Consider the following 25,735-nt stretch of genomic DNA (forward strand, 5'->3'; position numbering starts at 1 on the left):
TCATGACCGAGCGCGTCGACACACCCGGCATCGATCCCGCGGACTTCCGCGTCCACGTGGTGGCGCAGGCCATCCGGCTGTTCTCCGAGAACGGGTACGAGGCGACGACCGTCGAGCAGATCGCGTCGGCCGCCGGGGTGTCCCGGCGGACGTTCTTCCGACAGTTCCGCTCCAAGGAGGACGTGATCTTCGCCGATCACGAATCACTGTTGCAGCAGGCAGAGGACCATCTGTCCACGGAAACCGACGACCCGTGGGCGGCGGTCTGCAGAACGGCGGGCCTGGTCTTCGACAGGTTCCGGGAGAACCGGGAACTGGCGGTGCGCCGGTACCAGGTGGTCCAGAGGGTTCCCGCGCTCCGCGACCGGGAGATCGTCACCGGCGTCCGCTACGAGCGGTTGTTCGTCGACTACCTGCGCGGCGTCGTGCCCACCCAACCGGTCCTGAAGGTCATCGGATTCGCGGCCGCTGTCACCGCGTGCCACAACTTTCTGCTTCGGAACATGATCAAGGGCGACCAGGACGCCACCGCGGAGGAACTCGAGCGAGCCCTGCTCGACGTGCGCCGGACGTTCGGCGTCGCTCCGGGGGCATCCACGCAGGAAGAGGACGCCGTAATGGTGGTCTCGTACCCGCCGGGGACTCCCGTGGAGGAGATCACCGGGCGCATCCGGACGCAGTTGTCCCGGCGCCGGGGCTGAGCGGCCGAAGGTGACGACACCCACCCTTGACTGGCACTCAGTGCCGTGGTTGACTGCACTCCAGTGGCAGTAGTTTGCCGACCACGAACGTTGCGGCCCACCTGAACGGAAATAGACCTGGCACGGAGTGCCGCTCAGACTCGGTGCCGTCGAGACTCAGCAAGGAGCGCCCCCATGGCCGGAAATCCGGACTTCGATCTGTTCAAGCTCGGTGAAGAGCACGACGAACTGCGGTCCGCGATCCGCGCGCTCTCCGAGAAGGAGATCGCACCCCACGCGAAGGAAGTCGACGAGGATTCGCGCTTCCCCGAAGAGGCGCTGCAGGCCCTCGTGAACTCCGGCTTCAACGCCATCCACGTCCCCGAGCAGTACGACGGGCAGGGCGCCGACTCCGTCGCCACCTGCATCGTCATCGAAGAGGTCGCCCGCGTCTGCGGCTCCTCCTCCCTGATCCCCGCCGTCAACAAGCTCGGCACCATGGGCCTGATCCTCAACGGCTCCGAGGAACTCAAGCAGCAGGTCCTGCCGCAGCTCGCGTCCGGCGAGGCGATGGCGTCGTACGCGCTGTCCGAGCGCGAGGCCGGTTCGGACGCCGCGAGCATGCGCACCCGCGCCAAGGCCGACGGCGACGACTGGATCCTCAACGGGTCCAAGTGCTGGATCACGAACGGTGGCAAGTCCAGCTGGTACACCGTCATGGCCGTCACCGACGCCGACAAGGGAGCCAACGGCATCTCCGCGTTCATGGTCCACAAGGACGACGAAGGATTCGTCGTCGGACCGAAGGAGAAGAAGCTCGGCATCAAGGGTTCGCCCACCACCGAGCTCTATTTCGAGAACTGCAAGATTCCCGGCGACCGCATCATCGGCGAGCCCGGCACCGGTTTCAAGACGGCGCTGCAGACCCTCGACCACACCCGTCCCACCATCGGCGCGCAGGCAGTCGGCCTCGCACAGGGCGCCCTCGACGCCGCCCTCGCCTACACCAAGGACCGCAAGCAGTTCGGCAAGTCGATCAGCGACTTCCAGGCCGTGCAGTTCATGCTCGCCGACATGGCGATGAAGGTCGAGGCCGCGCGCCTCATGGTCTACACCTCCGCGGCCCGCGCCGAGCGCGGCGAGAAGAACCTCGGTTTCATCTCCGCGGCCGCCAAATGCTTCGCCTCCGACGTCGCGATGGAGGTCACCACGGACGCCGTCCAGCTGTTCGGTGGCGCCGGCTACACCACCGACTTCCCCGTCGAGCGGATGATGCGTGATGCGAAGATCACCCAGATCTACGAAGGCACCAACCAGATCCAGCGCGTCGTGATGTCGCGTGCACTGTTGAAGTAGGCGGCTACGCCGCCCGTGCGTGGTTAACGAGTCTCTGGACTCGCTAACCACGCACGGGCATATCTAAGGAGAATTTGTGGAACTAGTAGGCGTGATCGGCGGCGGCACCATGGGTGCCGGCATCGCCGAGGTATGTATCAAGGCCGGCAGCTCGGTTCTCATCCTCGAGACGAAGCCGGAGTTCGCCGAGGCCGCGCAGGCCCGGATCGAGAAGTCCCTCGCCCGCGGGGTCAAGGCGGGCAAGCTCGACCAGGAGGCCGCGGACGCCGCGCTCGCCCGGGTGCGGGTCACCCTCGACATCGACGACTTCGCCGACCGCGACCTCGTCATCGAGGCGGCGCCGGAGATCGAATCCCTCAAGGTCGACATCTTCCAGAAGCTCGACAAGGTCGTGAAGCCGTCCGGCATCCTCGCGTCCAACACGTCGTCCATTCCGCTGATCAAGATGGCCAACGCCACGCAGCGTCCCGGGCAGGTCGTGGGTGTCCATTTCTTCAACCCGGTGCCGGTGATGCCGCTGGTGGAGATCGTGGTCAGCCTCGTCACGTCGGAGGAGACCGTCACCGCGGTCACCGACTACGCGAAGAACACGCTGCGCAAGAAGACGGTGCGAGCCGGTGACCGCGCGGGATTCATCGTGAACGCGCTGCTCATCCCGTACCTCACGTCGGCGGTCCGGATGCTCGAGTCGGGTTACGCCACCGCCGAGGACATCGACGAGGCCATGAAGGGCGGCTGCGGGTACCCGATGGGCCCGCTGACGCTGATCGACACCGTCGGTCTCGACATCACGCTCGCCGCCGCGGAGTCGCTGTACGCGGAGTTCGCCGAGCCGCACTACGCTCCCCCGACGCTGCTCAAGCGCAAGGTGGATGCCGGGCACCTCGGCAAGAAGAGCGGCAAGGGCTTCTACGACTACAGCTGATCGCGCCCGTCCGGGAGCCCGTCGCGTTGTCGCGGCGGGCTTTCGCCGTTCGCGACGGCGTATCCCATGTACGAGATGGCCGTGCTCCGGATCTGCCCGAAGTCGAGGCGGCGGCTCAACTCCCCGTAGCTGAGCCGGGTTCCGCCCGCCCGGGCGAGGTCGAGGAGCCGGAGAGGATTCTTCGACCGCGGCCCGAGCCCGACGATCTCGCCGAGCCGCAGATCGCGGCGCTCCAGGATCGCCGTCAGCTCCGCGGGACGGATGCACATCGACCAGTCGTGGATGGGGGTGTCGAACATCCGCGTCATCCGCCACTCCTGCATGATCTTGATGGCGACGAGCTTGCTGACGAATGTGCGGTTGATGGTGTCGAACAGGTACAGGCCGCCGGGTTTCAGCACGCGGGACGTCTCGGCGATCACTTCGCCCAGATCCGACACGTGCTCGAGGACGTCGCAGCAGTAGACGACGTCGAACGTGGAGTCCGGCACGGGGAGTCGCTCGCCCGACCCGATGCGGTACTCGATGTCGAGTTCCGCGCGGTCGGCGTGACGGCGGGCGGTGTCGATCGACACCGGGGACGGATCGATTCCCGTCACGCGGAATCCGATCCGGGTGAACTCCTCCGCGAGGAACCCTCCACCCGACCCGACGTCGAGGGCACGCAGACCGCGATAGTCAGGACCGATCGTCTGGCCGAGCACCTTGCGGAAGTAGGCGAATCGTCCCGGCGTCAGGCTTCCGTGCAGCAGGTTGAGCGGGTTGTCCTCCTCCCACCACGACTCCCCCACCCGGTTGTAGACGTCGTTGTCGATGACCACACGGACCACCCCTTCTCTGCCGAGCGCACTTCGACGACTCCAGCCTTCCCCTGCGCGTCGGTCACTTCAAGGCCGACACCCGTACGCGATGCTCGGAGGATGACTTTCCGGATCTCGCACGTGTGCCTGCTGCTGGGCGGGTTCGTCGCGGGAATTGCGTTGACGTCCACCGGGTCCGGTGGGTTCGTGTTCGTCGTGGGCCGTGAGGTCCTGGACGCGTCGTATCTCGATCCCGCCGCCGGTGCCACCCTCGCCGCGGTCGTCGCAGTCCTGGTGACGGTGCTGGTTCGGGCCCGCCGGGGCCTGTCGGCGCTGTCGTTCGCCGGCCTCGCACTGCTGGGCGTCGCCCGTTCGATCGGGCCGTGGGACTTCGAGATGTTCCTCGGCGGCGTCGCTGCGGGACTTCTCCTCGGCGGTCTCGTCGGACTGTGCGCCACCGCCGACCTCGAGTGGTTGCAGACCGCACTCGCGGCGGGTGTCCTCACCGGGGTCCTCCTCGACGGACCGATCGAGCATCTCCGGATATCCCTCCCCCGGCGCTACGCGGACTACCTTCCCGGACACACCGTCGATGCGGCCGCGCTGGCCGTCCTCGCGCTCACGGCCGTGGTTCTGGCTGTGGCGTTGTGGTCCGGCGACTTCGGCGAGCGGGCGGACCTCGCGGTGAGCAGGCGCGCCGTCGTCGCGGGGATCGTGGTGCCGCTGGTCGGGCTGGTGCTGTGCTGGTGGTTCGTTCACCAGGCGTGGGACGTGGACTCCGACGGCGGGATGCAGGGCCGGTGGGTGTTCGGGATCGTCCTCGTCGCGGTGGTGATCGCCGCCGCGCTGTGGCTGGAGGGCCGCACCGGGATCGTGTTGCTCGCCGCGATGGCGCTCGTCGCCACGGGCGGCATCGGCAGGTCCGCGTTCCCGGATTCGTGGCCGTGGCTGCTGTTGCCCGCGGCACTGTCACTCGCGGGTGCCGTGCTCGGACGGCGTTTCCCCCAGCCGGTTCTCGGCATCGCGGCGCTGGCGGTGGTCGCCGCGTCGGCAGTGTTCGAGCACCCGCCGTGGGACAACCTGCAACTCGGCGCGATGTGGCTGCTCCTTCCGCTCGCGGCCACGTACACGTTCGCGTCGAGCGTGCCGTCGAGCGGACCGGTCACCGCGGCGGCGCTGGCGATCCCCGCCGCGCTCACCGTCCCCCTGGTCGTCGACTACGGGTGGACGGCGTACACGCCGCTCACCACATCGGGGACCACGCCGTGGCCGGACTCGTGGGGGTGGACGTCCACGGGAGTGTCGGTGGCCGCCGTGGTCGCGTACGGCCTCACCGCGGCCTACCTCGGAAAACGCCCCTCCTGACCAATATGCAGGATACATATGTTGTGCACCATGCATAGACTGTGTAGGGTGCACAAATTGTGTTTCGCAACGTCAAGGAGATTCGTGTGGACAGTCCGACGCCCGTCGTCCGCCCGGGCGGCCTCGTCGCCGTGCTGGCATTCACCGGCATCGTCGCCGCACTCATGCAGACCCTCGTGGTGCCGCTGATCGGTGACCTGCCCCGACTCCTCGGCACGACCGCCTCCAACGCATCCTGGGTGATCACCGCGACGCTGCTCGCCGGCGCGGTGGCTACCCCGGTCACGGGACGTCTCGGCGACCTCTACGGCAAGCGTCGAATGATGCTGATCTGCACGGTGCCGCTCGTCCTGGGCTCGGTGGTCTGCGCACTCGCGACGACCCTGGCCCCGATGGTGATCGGCCGGGGACTGCAGGGCGTCGGGGTGGGCCTGATCCCGCTGGGAATCAGCGCCTTGCGGGACCTGCTGCCGCCCGAGCGCCTGCACTCCTCCATCGCCCTGATGAGCTCGTCGATGGGCATCGGCGGTGCCCTCGGCCTGCCGCTCGCCGCGACGGTCGCCGAGAACGCCTCATGGCGGGTGCTGTTCTGGGGCGCCGCCGGGCTCAGCGCGGTGATCGCCGTACTGCTCTGGTACTTCGTGCCCGCCACCCCGGTGCACGGCACCCGGGGCCGCTTCGATCCCGTCGGGGCGGTCGGGCTCGGCGTCGGACTGGTGTGCCTGCTGCTGGCCGTGTCCAAGGGCGCCGACTGGAGCTGGACGAGCGGCACCACCCTCGGCCTGTTCGCGGCCACGATCATCGTGTTGACGGCGTGGGGCCGGTGGGAACTCCGCACTCCGCAGCCCCTCGTCGACCTGCGGGTCATCGCCGGACGTCAGGTGCTGCTGACCAACGCCGCGTCCGTCGTCGTCGGCTTCGCGATGTACGCCCAGTCGCTGATCGTTCCGCAACTCCTGCAGTTGCCCGCGTCGACGGGATACGGCCTGGGACAGTCGATGCTGGCGATGGGTCTGTGGATGGCCCCGTCGGGCCTGATGATGATGGCGGTGTCCCCGTTCGGCGCCAAGCTGTCGTCGACCCGCGGACCGAAGGTCACGCTGCTCGTCGGCAGCCTCGTCATCGCCCTCGGCTACGGGTCGTCGATGTTCCTGATGGGGTCGACGTGGGGTCTGGTCGTGGTGACCTGCATCTGCGGCGCGGGCGTCGGTCTCGCCTACGGCGCGATGCCCGCCCTCGTGATGAGCGCCGTGCCGCAGTCCGCGACGGCGTCCGCGAACAGCGTGAACTCCCTGATGCGTTCGGTGGGCACGTCGGTGTCCGCGGCCGTCGTCGGCGTGGTCCTGGCGCAGATGAGCGTGCAGGTCGCGGGCCACACCCTGCCCACCGAGGGCGGATTCCGGACCGGTCTGCTGATCGGTTGCGGTGTCGCGCTCGTCGCCGCGGCCATCACCGTGGCAATTCCCACCCGACGTGCACCCACACCGCCGAACACGGCTCCCACCGAACCGCTCGCGTCGTCGAAGGCATAGCCGTCGACCGCCCTACTTGTGCAGGGCGTATCCGGCCACGGGGTTGCCGTTGATGTAAACGGTGCCCTCGTAGGTCCCGTCCGGCCTCGGGGTGATCCGGTCGGTGAGGAAATTCAGGCCGGACGGGCTGTAGTCGGTGACGAGGGAGCCGCCCGGTTCCGGGGTGGTCATGCCGAAGATGTAGGGGAAGAACACCCCGAAGTTGTCCATGACCCATCCGGGTCCGAACGTCTTGCCCTTCCAGATCAGGTCGCCACCGAGAACGTTGGTGGTGCCGAGGTACGTGCCGGCAGGCAACGGGACCGGCATGGGCGCGGGGAGCGGCGGCGGCATGGGCGCCGGTACCGGGTCTGCAGCGGCCGTCCCCGCAGCGAAGAAAGACAGGCCGGCCACCGCGACGGCCCCGACCGCGACCTTGCGCATGATGTCCATGAGTTCTCCGTATATCGAGGTGCGTGGCGGAAAGTGTCGCACGTACACAGCCGTCACAGGGCGAGTGTGAAGAAGATGCTGTTCGGATCGTTGTCGTAGTCCCCGAACGGGGGACATTCGGTGAAGCCGTGCTCGGTGTACAGCCGCCTGGCCGGGGCGAAGAAGTCCTCGGTGCCGGTCTCGAGGCTGAGCCGGACGTACCCGCGTGCCCGCGCCTCGTCGACCAGGTGCGTGAGGAGCCGGGTGGCCACACCCCGCCCGCGCGCCTCCGTGGCCGTCCGCATCGACTTGATCTCACCTTCGGCCGCCGAGAGCTCACGCAGAGCCACGGTTCCCAGCACGGCCTCCTCGTCCCACAACGTCCACACGGTGACCGAGGGGTCCCGCAAACCGGACAGATCGAGGGCGTGAACGCTCTCGGGCGGCGACGTGGCACGCATGTCCGCCAGGTGCTCGGCCAGCAGTCCGTGCACGTCCTCGCGGGACAGGTCGTCGACTTCGATATACACGTGCAGGCTCTCGACTTTCGGTTTCCGACCGGGCAACGCTGTCGAGTATGCCGAAGCCGGCGCGAGAAATCGCAACGAGTACCGCACTGCCTGGACCGCAGCGCACCATGGGGAGATGACCGAGACAGTTCTGCGCCTGAGCACCCGCCAGGGGCGGTGGGTGGTCACCGCCACCGTTCTCGGCTCGAGCCTCGCGCTACTGGACGGCACGGTGGTGAACATCGCCCTGCCCCACATCGGCGAGGACCTCGGGTCGGATGTCGCGGGAATGCAGTGGGTACTGAGCGGCTACACCCTCGCCCTGGCGTCGCTGATCCTGCTGGGCGGGGCGCTCGGGGATCGCTGGGGCCGGCGACGCGTCTTCGTCTGGGGGACGGTCTGGTTCGCGGTGGCGTCGCTCCTGTGCGGCATCGCACCCGACATCACGATGCTCGTGATCGCCCGAATTCTGCAGGGTGTCGGGGCTGCAATGCTGACCCCCGGCAGCCTCGCACTGATCTCGGCGTCGATTCACGAGGACGACCGCGGCGCCGCGATCGGACTGTGGTCGGGGCTCGGCGGGGTGGCGGGGGCCATCGGACCTCTGCTGGGCGGCTGGTTGGTGGAGGTGGCCGGCTGGCGGTCGGTGTTCCTGCTCAATCTTCCGCTCGCCGCGCTCGTCGTGTGGGCGTCGATGCGGCACGTCCCGGAGAGCCGGGACCCGCACCCGCCCGATCACCTCGACGTACTCGGTTCGGCGTGCGCGGTGATCGGCCTGGGCGCCCTCACCTACGGTCTGATCGAGATGAACCTGATCGCCGGGGTGGTGGGCGCCGTCGTGCTGATCGCGTTCGTCGTCGTGGAGGTGCGTTCACCGAACGCGCTGGTGCCGCCGAGCCTGTTCGCGTCGCGGATGTTCGTGGCGGCGAACCTGGTGACGCTCGCCGTGTACGCCGCGCTCGGCGGCGTCTTCTTCCTGCTGGTGTTGCAGCTGCAGTTGGTGGCCGGGTACTCGCCGCTCGAGGCCGGGCTGGCCACCATCCCGATCACACTGGCGATGCTGGCGTTCTCCTCCCGCGCCGGCAGCTACGCCCAGACCCACGGCCCGCGACTGCCGATGACCGTCGGGCCCGCCCTCGCAGCGGTCGGGCTGCTGTTGATGACGCGGATCGGGCCGGACGCGAGCTATTGGACGGTGGTGCTCCCCGGCGTCGTCGTGTTCGGTCTCGGATTGTCCGCCATGGTCGCGCCGCTGACCGCGGCCGTGCTCGGATCGGTCCCGGTGGAACAGTCGGGCATCGCGTCCGGGGTGAACAACGCGGTCGCACGCACCAGCCAGCTGCTGGCGGTGGCCGCGCTCCCCGGGATCGCCGGGATCGACGCCGAGAGCATGCTCGACCCCACCAGCTTCTCGGACGGCTTCCGCATCGCGATGTTCGTCTGCATCGCACTGCTGCTCGTCGGGGCGGCCATCGCCGCGGCCCTGATCCGGGCGCCCGCCGCGCCCGCTCCCGCCCCGCTCGGTCCCGTTCCGGAGTCGATCGCGTGCAAACCGCATTGCGACATCACCGGTCCGGCGGTGCAACCGGCCCTCGCGCGGCCCGGCCCCACCCCGCCGGAGGGGTGACGCGACTGCGGGCATGCTTTTCGTATCCTGGTCGGGTGGCGATTTCCGGTACCGACCCGTCGAGCGTCCGGGTCGACAGCTGGACGTGGGCGGTCCGGCTGTTCAAGACGCGTTCCGCGGCGGCGGCCGCGTGCAGGTCGGGGCACGTGCGGGTCAACGGCAGCACCGCGAAACCGGCGCAGCCGGTCAAGGCCGGCGACGAGGTCCGCATTCGCGCGGCCGGTGTCGAACGGATCGTCGAGGTGATCCGGCCGATCACCAAACGGGTGGGCGCGGTGGTGGCCGTCGAGTGCTACACCGACAACACACCACCACCCCCACCGCGCGAGGTCCTCGCGTCCATCCCGCAGCGCGACCGCGGCGCGGGCAGGCCGACCAAACGCGAACGCCGCGAGATGGACCGGTTGCGCGGGCTGTGACCGCTCAGGCCGGGGTGTGGCTGAGGATCCGCAGCGCGGCAGGCACCGCCTCGATGGTGACCGGCAGCGGGCCGACGCGGTCGCCGTCCGCGTAGGCCGTGATGCCGTCGCACTGCAGTCGCACCGTCCGCGAGCGGTAGGTCTGCACGTCGGGGAGTTCCACGTGGGTGCCCTTGTACACGCGGGGGAACAGCCGGACCAGCCTCGACCGGCGGCCGTAGTCGACGACGGTGACGTCGAGCAGTCCGTCGGTCTTGTCCGCGTTCGGGCAGATCTGCATCCCGCCGCCGTAGGAGCGGCCGTTGCCGACGGCGACCAGTGTCGCGTCGACCTCGAAGGTCTGGTCGTCGAGTGCGATGCGGTAGTGCAGCGGGCGGAGTTGCGTCAGCTCGGCGAGCATCGCCAGGTTGTACCGCATCGGGCCCTTCGGCCAGGACATCCGGTTGGCGCGGTCGGTGACGAGTGAGTCGAAACCGCTCGCGACGATCGTGCCCGCCCACACGACCGCACCGCTGTCGAGGGTGATCCTGGCGAGGTCGGATTCCTGCACCTCGCCGTCGGCGATGACGTCGGCGGCCGCGACGGGGTCGCCGACGGGGATGCCGAATTCGCGCGCATGGTCGTTGCCGGTGCCTGCCGGGATCAGGCCGACCAGTGTCCCGGACTGCGCCGCCGCCTGCAACCCGATGCTGATGGCGCCGTCTCCCCCGACGACGACGAGCGCGTCGGTGCCGTCGTCGATGGCCCGGCGGGCCAGCGTGCGCGCGTGATCGGCGTCCGTACCGATGATTTCGGTGACGGCGACGCCGCGTTCCCGCAGGCGCGCGACCCCCTTGCGCCCGGCGACCGGCGCGTGGCCGTGCCCGGCGAGCGGGTTGACGAGGACGGTGACCTTCTCGATCACCTGCTGCGTGCTCACGGAATCAGCTTGCCGGGGTTGAGGATTCCCGCGGGATCGACGGCGTCCTTGACGGCCCGCAGAATCGTGACGCCCAGATCGCCGATCTCGTCCCGCATCCACGGGCGGTGGTCGACGCCGACCGCGTGGTGGTGCGTGATGGTTCCGCCGGCGGCGACGATCGCGTCCCCGGCGGCGGTCTTGGCCCGCCGCCACTGCTCGATCGGGTCGTCCGCCTGCGCCGACACGACGGTGAAATACAGCGAGGCGCCCGTCGGGTACGTGTGCGAGATGTGGCAGAGGACGAGCGGCGGGGTGCCCTGCGCCGACAGCGATTCCGTCAGCGCGGTGGTGACGGCCGCGCGGAGGGCGGCGAGGTTGCCCCACGTGGTCGCGGTTTCCAGCGTCTCGCACAGCGCTCCCGCGTCGAGCAGCGAGTCGCGCAGGTACGGTGCGTCGAAACGGCCGTGCTCCCAGCCATTTCCGGGTTCCTCGCCCAGGGACGTGCCGCCGCGCGCCTGCAGCACCGCGCGGGCCTCCGCCGTCCGTTCCGCGGTGTGCTCCGCGGTGCCCTCGAACGTGGTGATCGCCAGGCAGCCGCCGGTGACGGTCTCCTCGCCGATCTTGTCGGTGGTCGCCAGGTTCACCGCCGTCTCGGCCTCGTCGGACAGTCGCAGCACGGTCGGGACCGCACCCTCCTGCCGCAGCGCGCGCAGCGCGGCCGCGCCGGTCGCGAAGTCGGGGAAACGCCAGCCCTCCCGCACGGTGGTGGCCGGGACCGCGTGCACGCGGACCCGCACCCGGGTGATGACGCCGAGCGTGCCCTCCGACCCGACGAACAGTTCGCCGAGGTCCGGGCCTGCCGCGGACGCCGGGGCACGCCCCGTGTCGAGGGTTCCGGCGGGGGTCACCACCCGCAGTCCCTGCACCATGTCCTCGAACCGGCCGTACCCCGCGGACGCCTGCCCCGACGACCGGGTGGCCGCGAAACCGCCGATGGTCGCGAACATGAAACTCTGCGGGAAGTGCCCGAGCGAGAAGTCGTGCGCGCCGAGCAGTTCCTCGGCGAGCGGACCGGTCACACCCGCTCCGAGCGTCGCGATGCCGGAGTCGGTGTCGAGGTCGATCAGCGAGTCGAACCGGCGCAGGTCCAGCGAGACGACGGCGTCGAATCGGTCGCGCACCGGGTCGAGTCCGCCGACGACGCTGGTTCCGCCGCCGAACGGGACCACGGCGATGCCGTTGGCGGCGCAGTACCGGAGCACGTCGGCGACCTCGGCGTCGGTGCCGGGGGTGACGACGGCGTCGGGCGCGTTCTGGGGTTCGGTGCTGCGGCGGCGCAGCAGGTCGAGCGTGCTCTTGCCGCCGGAACGCAGCAACCGGTCGGTGTGTGCGGTACTGGCGAACTGCTCTCCGACGATGCCCGCGAGCGCGGTGACGTGCTGGTCGGAGAGTGCGCTCGGAGCGAGGACGGCGTCGTCGGCCGCCCGGCCGGAGGGTTCCCTGATGGTGACGCCGAGGGCCTGCTGCAGCAGTCCCTTGATGCCGTCCGAGAGGACCTTGTGCTTCTCGGGCGCGCCCCAGGCGTCCCACTGCATCGGGGGTGCCGTCAGGACGGCGTGATCTTCCGAACGCTCATTGCTCATGCGTTATAGTGTTACACATCATGTAAGAGTGTAACTAGTCCTTCGGGCGATCGCCCCGCTCCCGCCACACCTGCCGGATCGGCCGCAGCACCAGTCCCATCTGCTTCCGCGTCTTCCCCCGCGTCACCAGAACCCCGGTGATCGCCACGATCCAGACGGGATACTGCACGAGCCAGGCCACCCGGAAACTGTCGAACGAGTACCCGCCCATCGCGTCGAGGATGAGCCCCATCGCCTGGATGACCAGCAACGAGGCCAGGAAGCCGCCGATGTTGACCATTCCCTGCGCGGTTCCCATGCTGGTACTGGGGTTGAACATGCGGGCGTAGTCGAAGCCGATCATCGAACCGGGGCCGCCCACCGAGATCACCATCACCAGAAGTGCCAGCAACCAGATCGGCGCCGGGCCCGGCAGTGCCAGCACGACGGTCCACATCGCCGCGTTGCTGATCATGATCGCCAGCACCAGATACGAGCGGCGCATCGGGAACCGGCCGCTGAGGATGCCGATGATCGGCCCGGCCACGATCGCCGAGATCACCGACAGCGTGAGCAGCGAACCGGCCTCGGCCGCCGACAACCCCTGCGCCGACCTCAGGTACGGCACACCCCACAGCAGGGCGAACGTCGTCATCGAGAACTGCGTGCCCATGTGGGTGAAGAAGCCCAGCCGGGTGCCGTGCCGCCGCCACACCGCGCGGATCTGCGTTCCCACCTCCCGCAGTCCGGCGGGTGCGGCCACCACCTCGAGACCGGGCGGGGCGTTGCGGATGACGGACACTGCCAGCACGAAGGACAGCAACCCGAGCGACGCCGCCGTGCCGTACGCGAAACTCCAGCCCGGCCCGTTCAGCAGCAGCATCAACGGCAGCGCCGACAGGATCTGACCGATCTGACCGAAGATGCCCGTCAGCTGGGACACGAGCGGGACCCGCCGCGGCGCGAACCATTGCGGCACCAGGCGCAGCACGGAGATGAACGTCATCGCATCGCCGACGCCGACGAACACGCGCGCGGCGACGGCCAGCGGCAGCGATTCGGTGAGCGCGAGCAACATCTGCGCCGACGCCATGATGAGCGCGCCGGCGGCGATCATGACCCGCGACCCGTACCGATCGAGGAGCACACCGGCCGGGATCTGCATCCCCGCGTACACCACGATCTGGAGTACGACGAAACTCGACAGCACACTCGGACTGATCGAAAATCGTTCCGACGCCGCGAGCCCCGACACACCGAACGAGGTTCGATGCAGGACGGCGACGATATATGCGACAACCCCGACGCCCCACACCAACCACACTCTGCTCATCGCAGATCAAACTACCCGCCAGCAGGTATTACCCGCTGGGTGAAGTCACTCGCGGCCCAGCGACACCCAGGTCGGATCGGCCGTGCGCTCGCCGACGGTGAGGTCCGCGAGCAGGTCCAGACGGGCGATCTGCCCCTCGGTCAGGGTGAGCGCGACCGCGCCTGCGTTCTCCGTCACACGGGCCGCGAACCGGGTGCCGGGAATCGACACGGACGGCAACCCGAACTCGCGGCCCTTCGCGTCCAGCCACGCCAGCGACACCTGGGCGGGCGTCGCGTCGAGTTCGGCGGCCACCTCGCGGACGACGTCGAGCACCTTCAGGTTCGACGGCAGCGCGTCGTCCCCGAAACGCGGGAACCGGCGACGCAGATCCTTGTCGCCCAGCGCGGCCGGGTCGTACGTTCCGGTGAGGAAGCCCCGGCCCACCGGGGAGTACGGCACGAAGCCGATGCCCAGTTCCGCCGCCGCTGGCACCACGTGCTTCTCGACGTCGCGACTCCAGATGCTCCACTCGCTCTGGATCGCGGCGATGGGATGCACCCGCGACGCGCGACGGAGTTCGTCGCCGGTCGCCTCCGACAGTCCGATGTGGCGGACCTTCCCCGCTTTCACCTGTTCCGCGATCGCGCCGACGGTGTCCTCGATGGGCACCTCGGGGTCGACGCGGTGCAGGTAGTACAGGTCGACGGTGTCGACACCGAGCCGGGTCAGCGATTCGTCGAGGGCCTGCCCCACGTACTCGGGCTTGCCGTTGATGCTGCGCCTGCCGTTCGCGATGTTGCCGACGAGACCGAACTTGGTGGCCAGCTGCACCTCGTCGCGGCGTTCCTTCAGCACCGTGCCCACCGCGGTCTCGCTCGCGCCGTCGCCGTACACGTTGGCCGTGTCGATGAACGTCACTCCGATGTCGATGGCGTGGTGGAGGGTCGCGAGCGCCTCCGCGGGATCGACGGGGCCGTACACGGGAGCGACGGACATGGCGCCGTAGCCCTGCGCGCTGACGGTGAGGCCTTCGGACAACTGCACGGTGGGGATGTTGGTCATGCGCCCATCCTTCCCGAGCACCCCGCCAGGTGCATCGTTTGGAATCGCGCTGATCGTGACCCGGCTGCCTCTACCCTGAAGGCATGGCATTCGACTGGTTCGAACTCGCCCGCATCGCCCACCGCGAGTTCGGTGCGCGGGTCGCCGCGATCACCGACTGGTCGGCGCCGACACCGGACGGCGAATGGGACGTCACCCACCTGGTGCGGCACGTCATCGAGGAACAGCAGTGGGTTCCCCCGTTGCTCGCCGGGAAGACGGTCGGCGAGGCGACCCCGGACATCGAACCCCTCCACGGCGACATGCGGGCGGAATGGCAGCGGTATTCGGACGCGGCCATCCGCGCGTGGTCGTCGACCGACCCGCAGACGCACGTGCATCTGTCCTACGGCACGGTGCCGCTCGAGCCGTACCTGAGGCAGCAGACCGCCGACGTCACCATCCACGCCTGGGACCTCGCCAAAGCCACCGGATCCGACGACACACTCGACCCGCAACTCGTCGCCGGGGTCTGGTCGGACCTCGACGGCCAGCGCGAGATGCTCTCCGAGAGCGGACTGTTCGCCGACCCCGTCGACGTACCCGGCGACGCGCCGCTGCAGGATCGCCTGATCGCCCTGACCGGTCGCGATCCCCGGCAACGCATTTAACCAACCGCGCCCGAGGGTCCCGCCTACGCTGGGATGCATGAGTACTCCGGATCCGAAACCCCGCAGCCGCGACGTCACCGACGGACTGGAGAAGACCGCAGCACGCGGCATGCTCCGTGCGGTGGGCATGGGCGACGACGACTGGGGAAAATCCCAGATCGGTGTGGCGTCGTCGTGGAACGAGATCACCCCCTGCAACCTGTCGCTCGACCGGCTCGCGAAGGCCGTCAAGGACGGCGTCCACGCCGCGGGCGGGTATCCCCTCGAGTTCGGCACCATCTCCGTCTCCGACGGCATCTCGATGGGACACGAGGGCATGCACTTCTCCCTCGTGTCCCGTGAGGTGATCGCCGACAGCGTGGAAACGGTGATGCAGGCCGAACGCCTCGACGGATCGGTGCTGCTCGCCGGTTGCGACAAGTCGCTGCCCGGCATGCTGATGGCCGCGGCCCGCCTCGACCTGTCGAGCGTGTTCCTCTACGCGGGTTCGATCCTGCCGGGGGTCGCCAAGCTGTCCGACGGCACCGAACTCGACGTCACCATCATCGACGCGTTCGAGGCGGTCGGCGCCTGTTCGCGCGGACTGATGAGCCGTGAGGACGTCGACGCCATCGAGCGCGCCATCTGCCCCGGCGAGGGCGCGTGCGGCGGAATGTACACCGCGAACACGATGGCCAGTGCCGCCGAGGCACTCGGCATGTCGCTGCCCGGCAGCGCCTCCCCGCCCGCCACCGACCGTCGTCGCGACGGGTTCGCGAGGCGCAGCGGTGAGGCCGTCGTCGAACTGCTCCGCCGCGGCATCACCGCCAGGGACATCCTCACCAAGGAGGCGTTCGAGAACGCCATCGCCGTGGTCATGGCGTTCGGCGGTTCCACGAACGCCGTCCTGCACCTGCTGGCGATCGCGAGCGAAGCGGATGTCGAACTGACCCTCGACGACTTCTCCCGCGTCGGCGCGCGCGTCCCGCACCTCGCGGACGTCAAACCGTTCGGCAAGCACGTGATGAAGGACGTCGACCACATCGGCGGTGTCCCCGTCATCATGAAGGCCCTGCTCGACGCCGGGATGCTGCACGGCGACTGCCTGACCGTCACTGGCCGGACGATGGCCGAGAACCTGACCGACATCGCGCCGCCCGACCCGGACGGCAAGGTGCTGCGGGCGATGAGCTCGCCCATCCACCCGACCGGCGGGATCACGATCCTCAAGGGTTCCCTCGCCCCGGGCGGCGCGGTGGTGAAGTCGGCCGGGTTCGACTCCGACGTCTTCACCGGCACCGCCCGAGTCTTCGAACGGGAGCGGGCCGCGATGGATGCTCTGGAGGACGGCACGATCACGAACGGCGACGTCGTGGTCATCCGCTACGAGGGACCCAAGGGCGGTCCCGGCATGCGCGAGATGCTCGCGATCACCGGCGCCATCAAGGGCGCAGGCCTGGGCAAGGACGTCCTGCTGCTCACCGACGGCCGATTCTCCGGCGGCACCACCGGCCTGTGCGTCGGGCACGTGGCACCGGAGGCCGTCGACGGCGGTCCGATCGCGTTCGTCCGCGACGGCGACCAGATCCGCCTGGACGTCGGAAAGGGCACGCTGGAATTGCTCGTCGACGAGAAGGAACTCGCCGGCCGCAAGAGCGAGTGGGAACCCCTGCCCCCGCGCTATACCCGCGGGGTCCTGGCCAAGTACACGAAGCTCGTCGGTTCCGCCTCGGGCGGCGCCGTCTGCGGATAGGCGCTTCGCGCCCGTGCGCCTTTCTGGTTGTCCTGGCTACCAAAAAGGCGCACGGGCCCGAAGGGCCTAGATGGGCCGGAACCCGGCGCCGGGACCGGCGTTCGCGTTCATGTCGGCGACGATCGAGTTGAGGTTGGTGCCGATCTCCGGGCCGATGCACGGGGCGGCGAGGTAGGCGTTGACCATGGCGACGAGGGTGGTGCCGACGACCATCGGTGCGCCCGAGTCACCTTCGATCACGCAGGCCTGGGTCCACGTCTCCCCCGTCTGCATGAGGTCGCCGTAGACGATGCCGCACGTGTTGCCCGTGGTTCGACCTTCCTTGCACGCCACCTGTGGGAAGGCTGCCGGGGCGCCGATCCGGGTGATGGTGACGCCGCCGACCCGGTTGACCGGGACGACCTTCGCCGGATCGAACTGGATCACCGCGTAGTCGAGCGCGGGGTTGGAGATGACGAACGTCCCGATGATGCCGCTGTCCTGACTGGCCTCGGGCACCACGTACGAGCCGACCTCACCGCAGTGGCCCGCCGTCAGGCCGACGAGCCTGCCCGCATTGTCGTGCCCGATGGTGGTGAGTGAACAGACCAGTTCGTCGTTCACCACGATCCCCGAACCGCCCCCCATGACGGCGGCCGGAGCTGCTGTCGCGGTCCCTGCCGCAACGAATCCCAGAATTCCCGCTGTCGCCGCAACAACCGCCGCGAATCGTTTCAACATTTTTCGAACCTTCCCGGATGAGCCCCGACGGCCGCGTGTCTCTCCATAAGAATCCCACCCCGCACAAGACCTGCGTGGGGGAATGCCGATGTAGAGACCGCGGCCGTTGCCCGCTCCGGTACTACTCGCCGGCGCCGAGTGCCTCCAGCGCTTTCCGGGCGTCCTCGAGTTGCCGGCTCAGCTCGTCGACCCGGGCGGCGGCGAGGTTGCGGGCCGCCACGATGATCGACTCGACGGCCTCGATCGCCGTCTCCTCGCCGAGTTCCCGGACGGCACGCTCGACGGCGTCCGGTGACACGGGGACGGCCTTACCGGGACGCTTGGCTCCGTGCGCGACGGTGACGCTCCAGTCGTTGTCGGCGCCGGCATGGATGGTGACGCTGACTCCGGTCGGCACCCTCTTGGCGGTGCGTTTGGCCGGTGCCGCGGCGGGTTTCGGGACCGCGGCGGCGGCCGGTTGCGGCACCGCGACGGTCTTCGCCGCGGGCGTCTTGGGGGCGGGCGGCGGACCCGGTTCGATCTCCTGGTGCACGACCGGCGCTGCGGGGGCGGACTTGGCGGCGGGCGCCGGCTTGGGCGCCGGAATTCGTCTCATCAGAAGCTCCTCGGCTTCGAAGGGGAGCTCGTCGTCGACACCCTTGGGGCGGATCAAGACCGTATTGCCTTGCACGGAGATGACTTTGGCCGAGGCTCCGGCCTCGAGCCCGAGGCTGGGCATCGCGTCGCGCAGATACACGGTGGCCCGCTTGCCTTCCGCGATCGCGGCAGCGAGGGTCTCGAGATTCTCCGCGGTCAGGTGATCCGGTGCGGCGGCGCCGGAACGTCTACGGGGCGGCATGCGCTGTCCTTTCTGGTCTGTCTCCTGGTTACGCTCGTGAGCACCGCAACTCTTGCACACACCACCGACGGTTCCGCATCGGACGGGCTCGCACAGTGGCAGATTGAGGGCGATGGTCGCACGAGCGACAGCGCGTGCGCATCGAAGATATCGAGAGGAACGACGTGACCTCGGAAGCACCGGAAAACGGCGACGAGACGGCAGCGCCGACGGAGATCTCACCGACCCTGCTCCGCGACGTCCAGGCCGATCTCGAGGAGTCGCTGCTGGGTGGGCCCCGCCGGTACACGCGGGCCGAGATCGCCGATATCGCGGGCGTATCGGTCGAGCGAGCGGACCGCCTGTGGGTGTCGATGGGGTTCGCGGTCGACATCGACCCGGACAGCGTCATGTTCACCGAGGGGGACGCCGCCGCGCTGAGGACCATCGCGTCACTCGTCGACCGGGGGATCATCTCACCGGAACGCGAAGTGGCGGCGGCCCGCGCTCTGGGCCAGTCGTTGTCGCGGCTCGCCGAATGGCAGGTGTCGCTGATCAGCACGCACATCGTCGATCAGCTCGCGGGCTCGGCGGGCAGCGACGAGCAGGCGATCCGGGAGCAGGTGCGGGGACTCACCGCCGAGATCCTTCCGGCGGTCGAGTCGCTGCAGGCGTACGTGTGGCGCAGGCACGTCGCCTCGACCACGGGCCGCAACGTGGGCAATCCCGGTGAGGAGGTCGCGAGCCGGACCCTGGTGGTCGGATTCGCGGACATCGTCGGATATACGTCCCTGACGCGTCAGCTCGGTGCCCGGGATCTCGCGGACCTGCTGGAACGCTTCGAGTCGGCCTCGACGACGGTGATCGGCGGGCATCAGGGGTGGGTGGTGAAAACGGTCGGCGACGAGGTGATGTTCGCCGTCGAATCGCCGGCCGATGCGGCGGAAATCGCCCTGCAACTCCAGGAGCGGGTCCTGCCGGACGAGACGGACCCCGAACTGCGGGTCGGTCTGGCGATGGGTCCGGTTCTCGTCCGGTTCGGCGACCTCTACGGTTCCGTCGTCAACACCGCGGCGCGACTCACCGGTTCGGCGCGTCCCGGCACGGTGCTGATCGACGAGGAACTCGCCCACGAACTCGACGGCGCTCCCGGTTACTACCTCAAACAGCTACGCCCACGACGCGTTCGAGGGATACGCAGGCTCGAGCAGTTCGTGCTGCGCCGGAACCGGGACGCCTGACGAGCGTCAGCTTCCGAAGGGAAGAGTTCCGGGCGGGATGGAGTATCCGCTGCTGCCGGCGGCGACGCCGCCCCACGCACCGAGGAGCCAGTTGAGTGCATCAGTGATCATCGAAAAACCTTCCCACACCATTCATCAGACAGGCGCGGCGTCGGGTGCCGCGCGCACTGCCACGGTAATGACGACAGCCTGAGCTGTCGACGTCATAATGCCTGAGCAGGCGGTATCTCGTGCAGCGCCGGCGGCCGGGCACCGGCTTCGACCTGCGCGGCGCGTGCCGCGAGGAAGTCGTCGACGATCTGCTCACACGCGGTGCGTCCGAGCGGGGTGAGGGTGGCGAGCCGGGTGAAGACGAGCGGTCCGAGGAGCTGGGCGAGGGCGAGGTCGTAGTCGAATTTTCCGAGGCGTTCCGCCGCCTCGGGTGTGCCGAAGACCTGGTCGAACGCCGCCCGGTACTGCGCGACGATCGTCTGCCGGAGCGTCCGCAGTTCCGGTTTGTCCGACTGGGCGGCGTCCGCGCTCGAGTAGTCGTCCAGCGCGGGGCCCATGCCCAGCCAGCACATCGCCGTCACGTTCATGGGGGCACTCTCGATGAGTTTCGCCTGACTGACCATCAACTCGACCAGCCGGTCGCGGAGGTCGCCTTCGGCGGGCACCGTCGGGGCCGGCGGAATCAGCCGCCCGAACGCCGCGGCCACCAGTTCGGTGCCGTTGTCGAAATGCCGGTAGAGCGTGGCACGAGCCACCTTCGCCAGCGTGGTGACGGCGTCGATGGTGACGGCGTCCGTGCCGCCCTTCGCGAGGAGAGTTGTCGCGGCGTCGAGAAGTCGCGCACGCGAGCGCTGCCTGCGGGGATCCTGCTCGGTCATCTGCACCGCCCGTTCCTGCCACTGCCCGACCTCTTGTGAACTGTCAGTCTACCAACGATACTGACAGTCTTATTTCTATCGGGAGGAGTGTCGTGCACGCTCGGAACGAGGCATCGCAGGAACAGCAGGAACAACCGGAGAACGCCGGCTGGACCCTGCGGCAGATATGGATGCTCACGGTCTCGTGCTGCGCCGTCGCCCTCGTCGTCGCGGCGATGGCGGCCCTCAACACCGCGCTCCCCGACCTCGCCCGCGACACGGGTGCGACGCAGAGTCAGCTGACGTGGATCGTCGACGGCTACACCCTGACCCTGGCCGCCCTGCTGCTTCCGGCGGGCGCGCTCGGCGACCGGTACGGCAGGCGTGGGCTGCTCATGGTCGGACTGTTGATCTTCGGCGCGTCCACCGCGATCCCCCTCGTCAACGACGCACCCGAGTGGATCATCGGCTCCCGGGCGATGGCGGGCGTCGGCGCCGCCCTCGTCATGCCCGCCACACTGTCGCTGCTCACGTCGGGTTTTCCGCCGGCACACCGGGGCCGGGCCGTGGGCATCTGGTCGGGTGTCGCCGGTTCCGGCGCGATCGCCGGCCTGCTGGTCTCCGGATTCCTGCTCGAGAAGTGGTCGTGGCACGCCATCTTCATCGGCCTCACCGTGGTGTCCGCGTTGATCTTCGTCACGGGCTTCACCATCTCGTCGTCCCGGGAGTCGCAGCGCCCACCGCTGGACCTGCCCGGCACCGGCCTGATCGCCGCCGCGGTCGGCCTGTTCGTCCTGGGAACCATCGAGGCGCCGCAGCGCGGCTGGCTGGATCCCGTCGTGCTCGGACTGCTCGTCGGCGGACTCGCCGCCGCGGCCGCGTTCGCCCTCGTGGAACTCCGCAGAAAACATCCCCTGCTCGACGTCCGGCTGTTCGCCAACCGCGCGTTCGGCTCGGGGTCGATGTCGCTTCTGCTGCAGTTCCTCGCCTCACTCGGCCTGTTCTTCCTGCTCGTCCAGTACCTGCAACTGGTGCTGGACTACTCGCCTCTGCAGTCGGCGCTCGCGCTCGCTCCCCTCGCCGTGCCGGTGGTGGCGATGTCCGCGGTCATGCCGATGCTCGTCCCGCACGTCGGGCTGCGGCCGCTACTCGCGTCCGGCTCCGCGCTGCTCGGCCTGGGCATTCTCCTGCTGGTGCGGCTCGACGCGCATTCGAGTTACGCGGAGGTGTGCGCCCCGCTCATCGTGGCCGCTTTCGGGATAGGACTGTGCACGGCGCCCGCGACGGCGGCCATCGTGCAGAACACTCCCGACGAGAAGCAGGGTGTCGCATCGGCCGTCAACGACACGGCGCGTGAGATCGGTTCGGCCATCGGGGTCGCGCTCGCGGGCAGCGTCCTGGCCGCTGGTTACGGCAGGCATGTGCAGCCGGCGGTCGACGCCGTTCCGGAGGCCGCGAAGGAGCCGGTGTCGAGTTCGCTGGCGGCGGCGCTGCAGGTCGCCGACGTCGCCGGCCCGCAGGGTGAGCAACTGGCGACGTTCGCCCGGGATTCGTTCCTGAAGGGTTTCGACGAGGCGTCCATCGTTCTGGCCTGCGTGCTGTTCTGCGCATCATTGCTGCTCGCGGTGTGGGCGCCCGGGCGGAAGGGGTCCGCACCGAGGGCTGAATCGCCGCAGGAACTGGCCGAGATCGACTGAGCGGACGTTGCCCTTGTGACCGCCGTCGCTGTATCGTTCAGTATCAGTAACTGAATGTCACAGTTAGTTGACCGCCCAAATCACAGATCAACTAGTCACAGATCAAGGGGTAGTGATGACCGCATCGATCGTCGTCTCCGACCGCGAAGAGACCGCCCAGCGCTTGCTGGCGTCGTCGGCACGCAAGTCCTACGACCCGATGGTCGAGGTCGACTGGGAAGCACCGATCCCCGAAGACAAGTTCGGTCTCACCCCCGAGTGGAGCACGCTCTACGGCACGGCCCTCTGGGACGAGATGACCGACGAGCAGAAGATCGAACTCACCAAGCACGAGGCCGCCAGCGTCTCCAGCGTCGGACTGTGGTTCGAGATCCTTCTCATGCAGATGCTCCTGCGCGACGTGTACGGCCGCGACAAGCACTCGCGGCACGTCCAGTTCGCCCTCACCGAGGTCGCGGACGAGTGCCGCCACTCGGTGATGTTCGCCCGCGCGGGCGAACGCCTGAACATGCCGAGCTACGGCCCCCATCCGGTGATCCACAAGCTCGGGCGTATCTGGGGTGGCTTCTTCCGGGGCGCCAACGCGTATGCCAGCGTGATGGCCGCCGAGGAGATCCTCGACATGATGCAGCGCGACTTCATGAAGGACGAGCGCGTGCAGCCCGTCACCCGCACGGTGAGCAAGATCCACGTCCTCGAAGAGGCCCGCCACATCCGCTTCGCTCGCGAGGAGGTCGGACGACGCATCCAGGGCGCCAGCTGGGCCCGCCTCCAGATCGAGCGGCTCAACACCGCCGCGGTCGTGTACTTCGTGATGAAGAGCATGATCCGCAAGGAGGTCTACGAGAACGCCGGCCTCGACCCGAAGCGGGCCGCCGCCGAGGCCAGGAGCAACCAGCACTACAAGGACACCGTCCGGACGTCCGGTTCCAAGTTGATGCAGTTCCTCGATGGCGTCGGCCTCGTCGGCGGCCCGTCGAAGCGCCTCTACAAGAGGGTCCATCTCCTCTGAATCATGTCGGCACGTGGTCCAGGTAGGACACACCGGTCGAGGTGATCTCGAGTACGCGCGCGGACGGAATGTCGAAGAACATTCCCGCGACGCGTACTCGGCCCTCGGCCGCTGCCGCACCGACGAGGGGATGGCGCCCGAGGGTTTGCACCTGGACCGCCACGTTCACCATGCCCAGCTGGTCGACTTCGTCGAATCCCAGTTCTGCCGCTGCACGCGCCACCGGGTGACCGCCGAGGAACGCCTTGCGGCTCGGCTGCGCGAACGTCAGCCACTGCTCGACGGCCCCCTCGGATCCGTCCGTGTCTGCCTGCGCCTCTGCCAGGACGGCCTTCATCGCGCCGCAGCCGGAGTGGCCGCACACGATCACCGAGCTGACCTCGAGTTCGTCGAGCGCGAAGGCCAGGCCCGCTTCGACGGACACGTCCTGCTTCCCGGTCGGGACGAGGTTGCCCACGTTGCGCACCGTGAACAGGTCGCCGGGACCGCTGCTGGTGATCACGTTCGGCACGATGCGTGAATCGGAGCAGGTGAGGAACAGCGAGTCGGGGCGCTGCCCGTCCCGCAGGTCGTCGAGGTGCGGCTGCAGTTGCGCCGCGTTGCGCCGGTGGTACTCCGACACTCCCGCGAGGACGGGTCGCAGCGCCGCCGGTGTGGTGGTCTCCGCGGTGTCGTGGTGCCGCGGCTGCCAGCTCTTCCACGGGGCGAACCCGCGGGGGCTCGCCACGCCGACGCCGCGCCGGGGCGGCGACGCACCCACGGCGTTCATGTCGACGGGACCGAGCGCGTCGATCACGACGGTTCCGCCGTTGTTCTCGTAGTGCCGCTTCCAGTCGTCGATCGCTTCGAACATGGCGTGGTCGAGGAAGTCGACCGCCAATTCCACGGTGACGTGTGCGCCCGCGGGGACCTTCGCGAGTAGCCCGGTCAGTGCGGGCATGGACAGGAAGCTGCACGACCCCTCGACGGTCACGCGCCACCGCCCGGAGTCCTCGGATCCGATGGGTTCGGCGCGCATCCTGGGGTGGATGACCCGCCACAGCAGCAGGACCACCGCGAGTGCGAGACCGATGATCACGCCCTCGAGCAGGTTCAGGAAGACCACACCGGTCACGGTCACGCCGTACACCCACAGGTCGCCGGTGCGTCGCGCGGTACGCAGATGCGCCATCTTGACGAGCTGGATGCCGATCACGATGAGCAGTCCGGCGAGCGCGGCCATCGGGATCTGCTCGACCAGCGCGGTGAGCAGTGCGGCGAAGACGAGGATCCAGACGCCGTGCAGGACGGCGGACGCCCGGGTCTTCGCCCCGGCTGCGACGTTGGTGGAGCTGCGCACGATGACACCGGTGACCGGCAGGCCGCCGATGAGACCCGAGATCATGTTGGCCGAGCCTTGCCCGACGAGTTCCCGATTGAACTCCGACCGGGTCCCGCCGTGCATCTTGTCGACGGCCACCGCGGAGAGCAGGCTCTCGACGCTGGCGATCAGCGCGACCGTCAGCACACCGGTGGCCACGGCGAGCCACGGACCGTCCGGCATCGAGGGCAGCGCCACGGCGTCGAAAAGGGAGCCGTCCAACGTGATTCGATCGAGGTCGAACGGGAGAACCAGGGACAGAACGGTGGCGGCGACGACGGCGACCAGCGGCCCCGGGAGCACCTTCAGCTTGCCGGGAATCTTCTTCCAGAACAGCAGGACGGCGATGACCACCGCTCCCACGAGGACGTCGCCGTACCGGGCGGACGTCAGCTGTCCGGGCAGCTGGGTGATGTTCTCGACGGTCGAGCTGTGCGAGCTGCCGCCGAGGAGGACGTGAATCTGCTGGAGGGCGATCGTGATTCCGATGCCGGCCAGCATGGCGTGGACGACGACCGGCGCGATGGCCAGGGCGGCACGGGCAATTCTACTGAGCCCGAAGATGATTTGAAGGAATCCGGCGGCGACGGTGATCGCACAGGTCGCCTTCCAGCCGAAGGTGGCGACCAATTCTGCTACCACCACGGTCAATCCGGCGGCGGGACCACTGACCTGGAGCGGTGAGCCACCGACGGAACCCGCCACCACACCGCCGACGATCGCGGCGATGAGACCCGCCATGATCGGGGCGTCGGACGCGATGGCGATGCCGAGCGACAGGGGCAGGGCGACGAGGAAGACGACGAGCGACGCGGGTAGGTCGTATCGCGCGTTATTTCGCCACCTTTCGCCGCGGGTCGGTCCGGGGGCGGGGGCACCGGATGGGGGTGCTTTCTCGTTCTCGAGGATCGACGACATGTCGACACCCTACGGGCGGAGACCGACGAAACGCCCGAAACGGACGCGATCCTGTGGCATGTGTCACTGTGGCAGCACTTTTCGCCCAGTTGAATCGAAAACTATTGGACAACAGTCCATTACATGAAGATTAAAGTACGTAAAGTTCACACCGGGCGGCCTCGTACCGTGAGAAGTGCCGGTCACCGCCCCGAAGACGGCGACCGGCACTGCCCG

At 68.7% G+C, this 25,735-nt stretch carries 23 protein-coding genes; 12 read left to right on the top strand and 11 right to left on the bottom strand.

The window, feature by feature from the left end:
- Positions 1–2: 2 nt before the first annotated feature.
- From BLV94_RS19295 to BLV94_RS19305, 3 genes are all read left to right on the top strand, one after another.
- Positions 3–701 carry a TetR family transcriptional regulator gene (locus BLV94_RS19295; RefSeq protein ID WP_072944631.1) on the top strand — a complete coding sequence of 233 codons (699 nt, stop codon included), beginning with the start codon at positions 3–5 and terminating at the stop codon, positions 699–701.
- A gap of 174 nt (positions 702–875) precedes the next feature.
- The gene (locus tag BLV94_RS19300) at positions 876–2,036 is read left to right on the top strand and encodes an acyl-CoA dehydrogenase (RefSeq protein WP_072944633.1); all 1,161 of its coding nucleotides are present in this window, start codon (positions 876–878) and stop codon (positions 2,034–2,036) included.
- A gap of 76 nt (positions 2,037–2,112) precedes the next feature.
- Positions 2,113–2,961, top strand: a complete 849-nt coding sequence (locus BLV94_RS19305; RefSeq protein ID WP_072944635.1) for a 3-hydroxybutyryl-CoA dehydrogenase — start codon at positions 2,113–2,115, stop codon at positions 2,959–2,961.
- Here BLV94_RS19305 and ubiG read toward each other — a convergent pair.
- The gene (gene ubiG / locus BLV94_RS19310; RefSeq protein ID WP_072944637.1) at positions 2,952–3,791 is read right to left on the bottom strand and encodes a bifunctional 2-polyprenyl-6-hydroxyphenol methylase/3-demethylubiquinol 3-O-methyltransferase UbiG; all 840 of its coding nucleotides are present in this window, start codon (positions 3,789–3,791) and stop codon (positions 2,952–2,954) included. The genes BLV94_RS19305 and ubiG overlap by 10 nt on opposite strands.
- A 90-nt stretch (positions 3,792–3,881) precedes the next feature.
- Between ubiG and BLV94_RS19315 the strand changes: the two genes are divergently transcribed.
- Both BLV94_RS19315 and BLV94_RS19320 read left to right on the top strand, forming a co-directional pair.
- Positions 3,882–5,126: a hypothetical protein gene (locus BLV94_RS19315; protein ID WP_072944639.1), complete on the top strand. Its 1,245-nt coding sequence runs from the start codon at positions 3,882–3,884 to the stop codon at positions 5,124–5,126.
- Between the two features lie 86 nt (positions 5,127–5,212).
- Positions 5,213–6,658, top strand: coding sequence for an MFS transporter (locus BLV94_RS19320; RefSeq protein ID WP_072944641.1), 1,446 nt, complete (start codon positions 5,213–5,215; stop codon positions 6,656–6,658).
- A gap of 12 nt (positions 6,659–6,670) precedes the next feature.
- Here BLV94_RS19320 and BLV94_RS19325 read toward each other — a convergent pair whose 3' ends face one another.
- Both BLV94_RS19325 and BLV94_RS19330 read right to left on the bottom strand, forming a co-directional pair.
- A complete protein-coding gene (locus BLV94_RS19325; protein ID WP_072944643.1) occupies positions 6,671–7,090 on the bottom strand; it encodes a hypothetical protein in 420 nt (139 codons plus the stop codon).
- A gap of 53 nt (positions 7,091–7,143) precedes the next feature.
- The gene (locus BLV94_RS19330; RefSeq protein ID WP_072944644.1) at positions 7,144–7,599 is read right to left on the bottom strand and encodes a GNAT family N-acetyltransferase; all 456 of its coding nucleotides are present in this window, start codon (positions 7,597–7,599) and stop codon (positions 7,144–7,146) included.
- Between the two features lie 115 nt (positions 7,600–7,714).
- Here BLV94_RS19330 and BLV94_RS19335 point away from each other — a divergent pair, with 115 nt between their 5' ends.
- Both BLV94_RS19335 and BLV94_RS19340 read left to right on the top strand, forming a co-directional pair.
- Entirely contained in the window at positions 7,715–9,205 is a 1,491-nt protein-coding gene (locus BLV94_RS19335; RefSeq protein WP_072944646.1) for an MFS transporter, read from the top strand.
- Between the two features lie 35 nt (positions 9,206–9,240).
- Complete coding sequence (locus BLV94_RS19340) at positions 9,241–9,624, top strand: RNA-binding S4 domain-containing protein (RefSeq protein WP_072944648.1); 384 nt, start codon at positions 9,241–9,243, stop codon at positions 9,622–9,624.
- Between the two features lie 4 nt (positions 9,625–9,628).
- On the opposite strand, the gene BLV94_RS19345 is transcribed toward BLV94_RS19340, so the two are convergent.
- From BLV94_RS19345 to BLV94_RS19360, 4 genes are all read right to left on the bottom strand, one after another.
- The gene (locus tag BLV94_RS19345; RefSeq protein WP_072944650.1) at positions 9,629–10,543 is read right to left on the bottom strand and encodes a diacylglycerol kinase; all 915 of its coding nucleotides are present in this window, start codon (positions 10,541–10,543) and stop codon (positions 9,629–9,631) included.
- Entirely contained in the window at positions 10,540–12,120 is a 1,581-nt protein-coding gene (locus BLV94_RS19350; RefSeq protein ID WP_072944881.1) for an FAD-binding oxidoreductase, read from the bottom strand. The genes BLV94_RS19345 and BLV94_RS19350 overlap by 4 nt, the downstream gene beginning before the upstream one ends.
- An 82-nt stretch (positions 12,121–12,202) precedes the next feature.
- Positions 12,203–13,480 carry an MFS transporter gene (locus BLV94_RS19355; RefSeq protein WP_072944652.1) on the bottom strand — a complete coding sequence of 426 codons (1,278 nt, stop codon included), beginning with the start codon at positions 13,478–13,480 and terminating at the stop codon, positions 12,203–12,205.
- A 45-nt stretch (positions 13,481–13,525) separates the two neighbouring features.
- Entirely contained in the window at positions 13,526–14,524 is a 999-nt protein-coding gene (locus BLV94_RS19360; protein ID WP_072944653.1) for an aldo/keto reductase, read from the bottom strand.
- 83 nt (positions 14,525–14,607) lie between these two features.
- Between BLV94_RS19360 and BLV94_RS19365 the strand changes: the two genes are divergently transcribed.
- A complete protein-coding gene (locus BLV94_RS19365; protein WP_072944655.1) occupies positions 14,608–15,174 on the top strand; it encodes a TIGR03086 family metal-binding protein in 567 nt (188 codons plus the stop codon).
- Positions 15,175–15,211: 37 nt separating this feature from the next.
- Positions 15,212–16,906: a dihydroxy-acid dehydratase gene (gene ilvD / locus BLV94_RS19370; RefSeq protein ID WP_072944657.1), complete on the top strand. Its 1,695-nt coding sequence runs from the start codon at positions 15,212–15,214 to the stop codon at positions 16,904–16,906.
- Between the two features lie 66 nt (positions 16,907–16,972).
- On the opposite strand, the gene BLV94_RS19375 is transcribed toward ilvD, so the two are convergent.
- Positions 16,973–17,626 (bottom strand): S1 family peptidase, encoded by a 654-nt coding sequence (locus BLV94_RS19375; protein ID WP_072944659.1) that lies wholly within the window; start codon positions 17,624–17,626, stop codon positions 16,973–16,975.
- A 121-nt stretch (positions 17,627–17,747) separates the two neighbouring features.
- Positions 17,748–18,464, bottom strand: coding sequence for a DUF6319 family protein (locus BLV94_RS19380; RefSeq protein WP_072944661.1), 717 nt, complete (start codon positions 18,462–18,464; stop codon positions 17,748–17,750).
- 164 nt (positions 18,465–18,628) lie between these two features.
- Between BLV94_RS19380 and BLV94_RS19385 the strand changes: the two genes are divergently transcribed.
- Complete coding sequence (locus BLV94_RS19385) at positions 18,629–19,684, top strand: adenylate/guanylate cyclase domain-containing protein (protein WP_072944883.1); 1,056 nt, start codon at positions 18,629–18,631, stop codon at positions 19,682–19,684.
- A gap of 203 nt (positions 19,685–19,887) precedes the next feature.
- Here the strand turns inward: BLV94_RS19385 and BLV94_RS19390 are convergent, their stop codons facing one another.
- Positions 19,888–20,559, bottom strand: a complete 672-nt coding sequence (locus BLV94_RS19390) for a TetR/AcrR family transcriptional regulator (protein ID WP_083395614.1) — start codon at positions 20,557–20,559, stop codon at positions 19,888–19,890.
- 164 nt (positions 20,560–20,723) lie between these two features.
- Here BLV94_RS19390 and BLV94_RS19395 point away from each other — a divergent pair, with 164 nt between their 5' ends.
- Both BLV94_RS19395 and BLV94_RS19400 read left to right on the top strand, forming a co-directional pair.
- On the top strand, positions 20,724–22,229 hold the full coding sequence (locus BLV94_RS19395; RefSeq protein WP_244163848.1) for an MFS transporter: 1,506 nt from the start codon (positions 20,724–20,726) through the stop codon (positions 22,227–22,229).
- 115 nt (positions 22,230–22,344) lie between these two features.
- Positions 22,345–23,241 (top strand): AurF N-oxygenase family protein, encoded by an 897-nt coding sequence (locus BLV94_RS19400; RefSeq protein ID WP_072944665.1) that lies wholly within the window; start codon positions 22,345–22,347, stop codon positions 23,239–23,241.
- 1 nt (position 23,242) lies between these two features.
- Here the strand turns inward: BLV94_RS19400 and BLV94_RS19405 are convergent, their stop codons facing one another.
- Positions 23,243–25,519, bottom strand: a complete 2,277-nt coding sequence (locus tag BLV94_RS19405) for a SulP family inorganic anion transporter (protein ID WP_072944667.1) — start codon at positions 25,517–25,519, stop codon at positions 23,243–23,245.
- Between the last annotated feature and the right edge of the window lie 216 nt (positions 25,520–25,735).

This window comes from Rhodococcus koreensis, from assembly GCF_900105905.1.
Taxonomy (GTDB): Bacteria; Actinomycetota; Actinomycetes; order Mycobacteriales; family Mycobacteriaceae; genus Rhodococcus_F; species Rhodococcus_F koreensis.

Excerpts from the sequence above, each read along its gene's own strand:
- BLV94_RS19295 (WP_072944631.1), top strand. The coding sequence starts at position 3 with ATGACCGAGCGCGTCGACACACCCGGCATCGATCCCGCGGACTTCCGC.
- BLV94_RS19300 (WP_072944633.1), top strand. The coding sequence starts at position 876 with ATGGCCGGAAATCCGGACTTCGATCTGTTCAAGCTCGGTGAAGAGCAC.
- BLV94_RS19315 (WP_072944639.1), top strand. The coding sequence starts at position 3,882 with ATGACTTTCCGGATCTCGCACGTGTGCCTGCTGCTGGGCGGGTTCGTC.
- BLV94_RS19325 (WP_072944643.1), bottom strand. The coding sequence starts at position 7,090 with ATGGACATCATGCGCAAGGTCGCGGTCGGGGCCGTCGCGGTGGCCGGC.
- BLV94_RS19335 (WP_072944646.1), top strand. The coding sequence starts at position 7,715 with ATGACCGAGACAGTTCTGCGCCTGAGCACCCGCCAGGGGCGGTGGGTG.
- BLV94_RS19350 (WP_072944881.1), bottom strand. The coding sequence starts at position 12,120 with ATGCAGTGGGACGCCTGGGGCGCGCCCGAGAAGCACAAGGTCCTCTCG.
- BLV94_RS19355 (WP_072944652.1), bottom strand. The coding sequence starts at position 13,480 with ATGAGCAGAGTGTGGTTGGTGTGGGGCGTCGGGGTTGTCGCATATATC.
- BLV94_RS19360 (WP_072944653.1), bottom strand. The coding sequence starts at position 14,524 with ATGACCAACATCCCCACCGTGCAGTTGTCCGAAGGCCTCACCGTCAGC.
- BLV94_RS19365 (WP_072944655.1), top strand. The coding sequence starts at position 14,608 with ATGGCATTCGACTGGTTCGAACTCGCCCGCATCGCCCACCGCGAGTTC.
- ilvD (WP_072944657.1), top strand. The coding sequence starts at position 15,212 with ATGAGTACTCCGGATCCGAAACCCCGCAGCCGCGACGTCACCGACGGA.
- BLV94_RS19375 (WP_072944659.1), bottom strand. The coding sequence starts at position 17,626 with ATGTTGAAACGATTCGCGGCGGTTGTTGCGGCGACAGCGGGAATTCTG.
- BLV94_RS19380 (WP_072944661.1), bottom strand. The coding sequence starts at position 18,464 with ATGCCGCCCCGTAGACGTTCCGGCGCCGCCGCACCGGATCACCTGACC.
- BLV94_RS19395 (WP_244163848.1), top strand. The coding sequence starts at position 20,724 with ATGCTCACGGTCTCGTGCTGCGCCGTCGCCCTCGTCGTCGCGGCGATG.
- BLV94_RS19400 (WP_072944665.1), top strand. The coding sequence starts at position 22,345 with ATGACCGCATCGATCGTCGTCTCCGACCGCGAAGAGACCGCCCAGCGC.
- BLV94_RS19405 (WP_072944667.1), bottom strand. The coding sequence starts at position 25,519 with ATGTCGTCGATCCTCGAGAACGAGAAAGCACCCCCATCCGGTGCCCCC.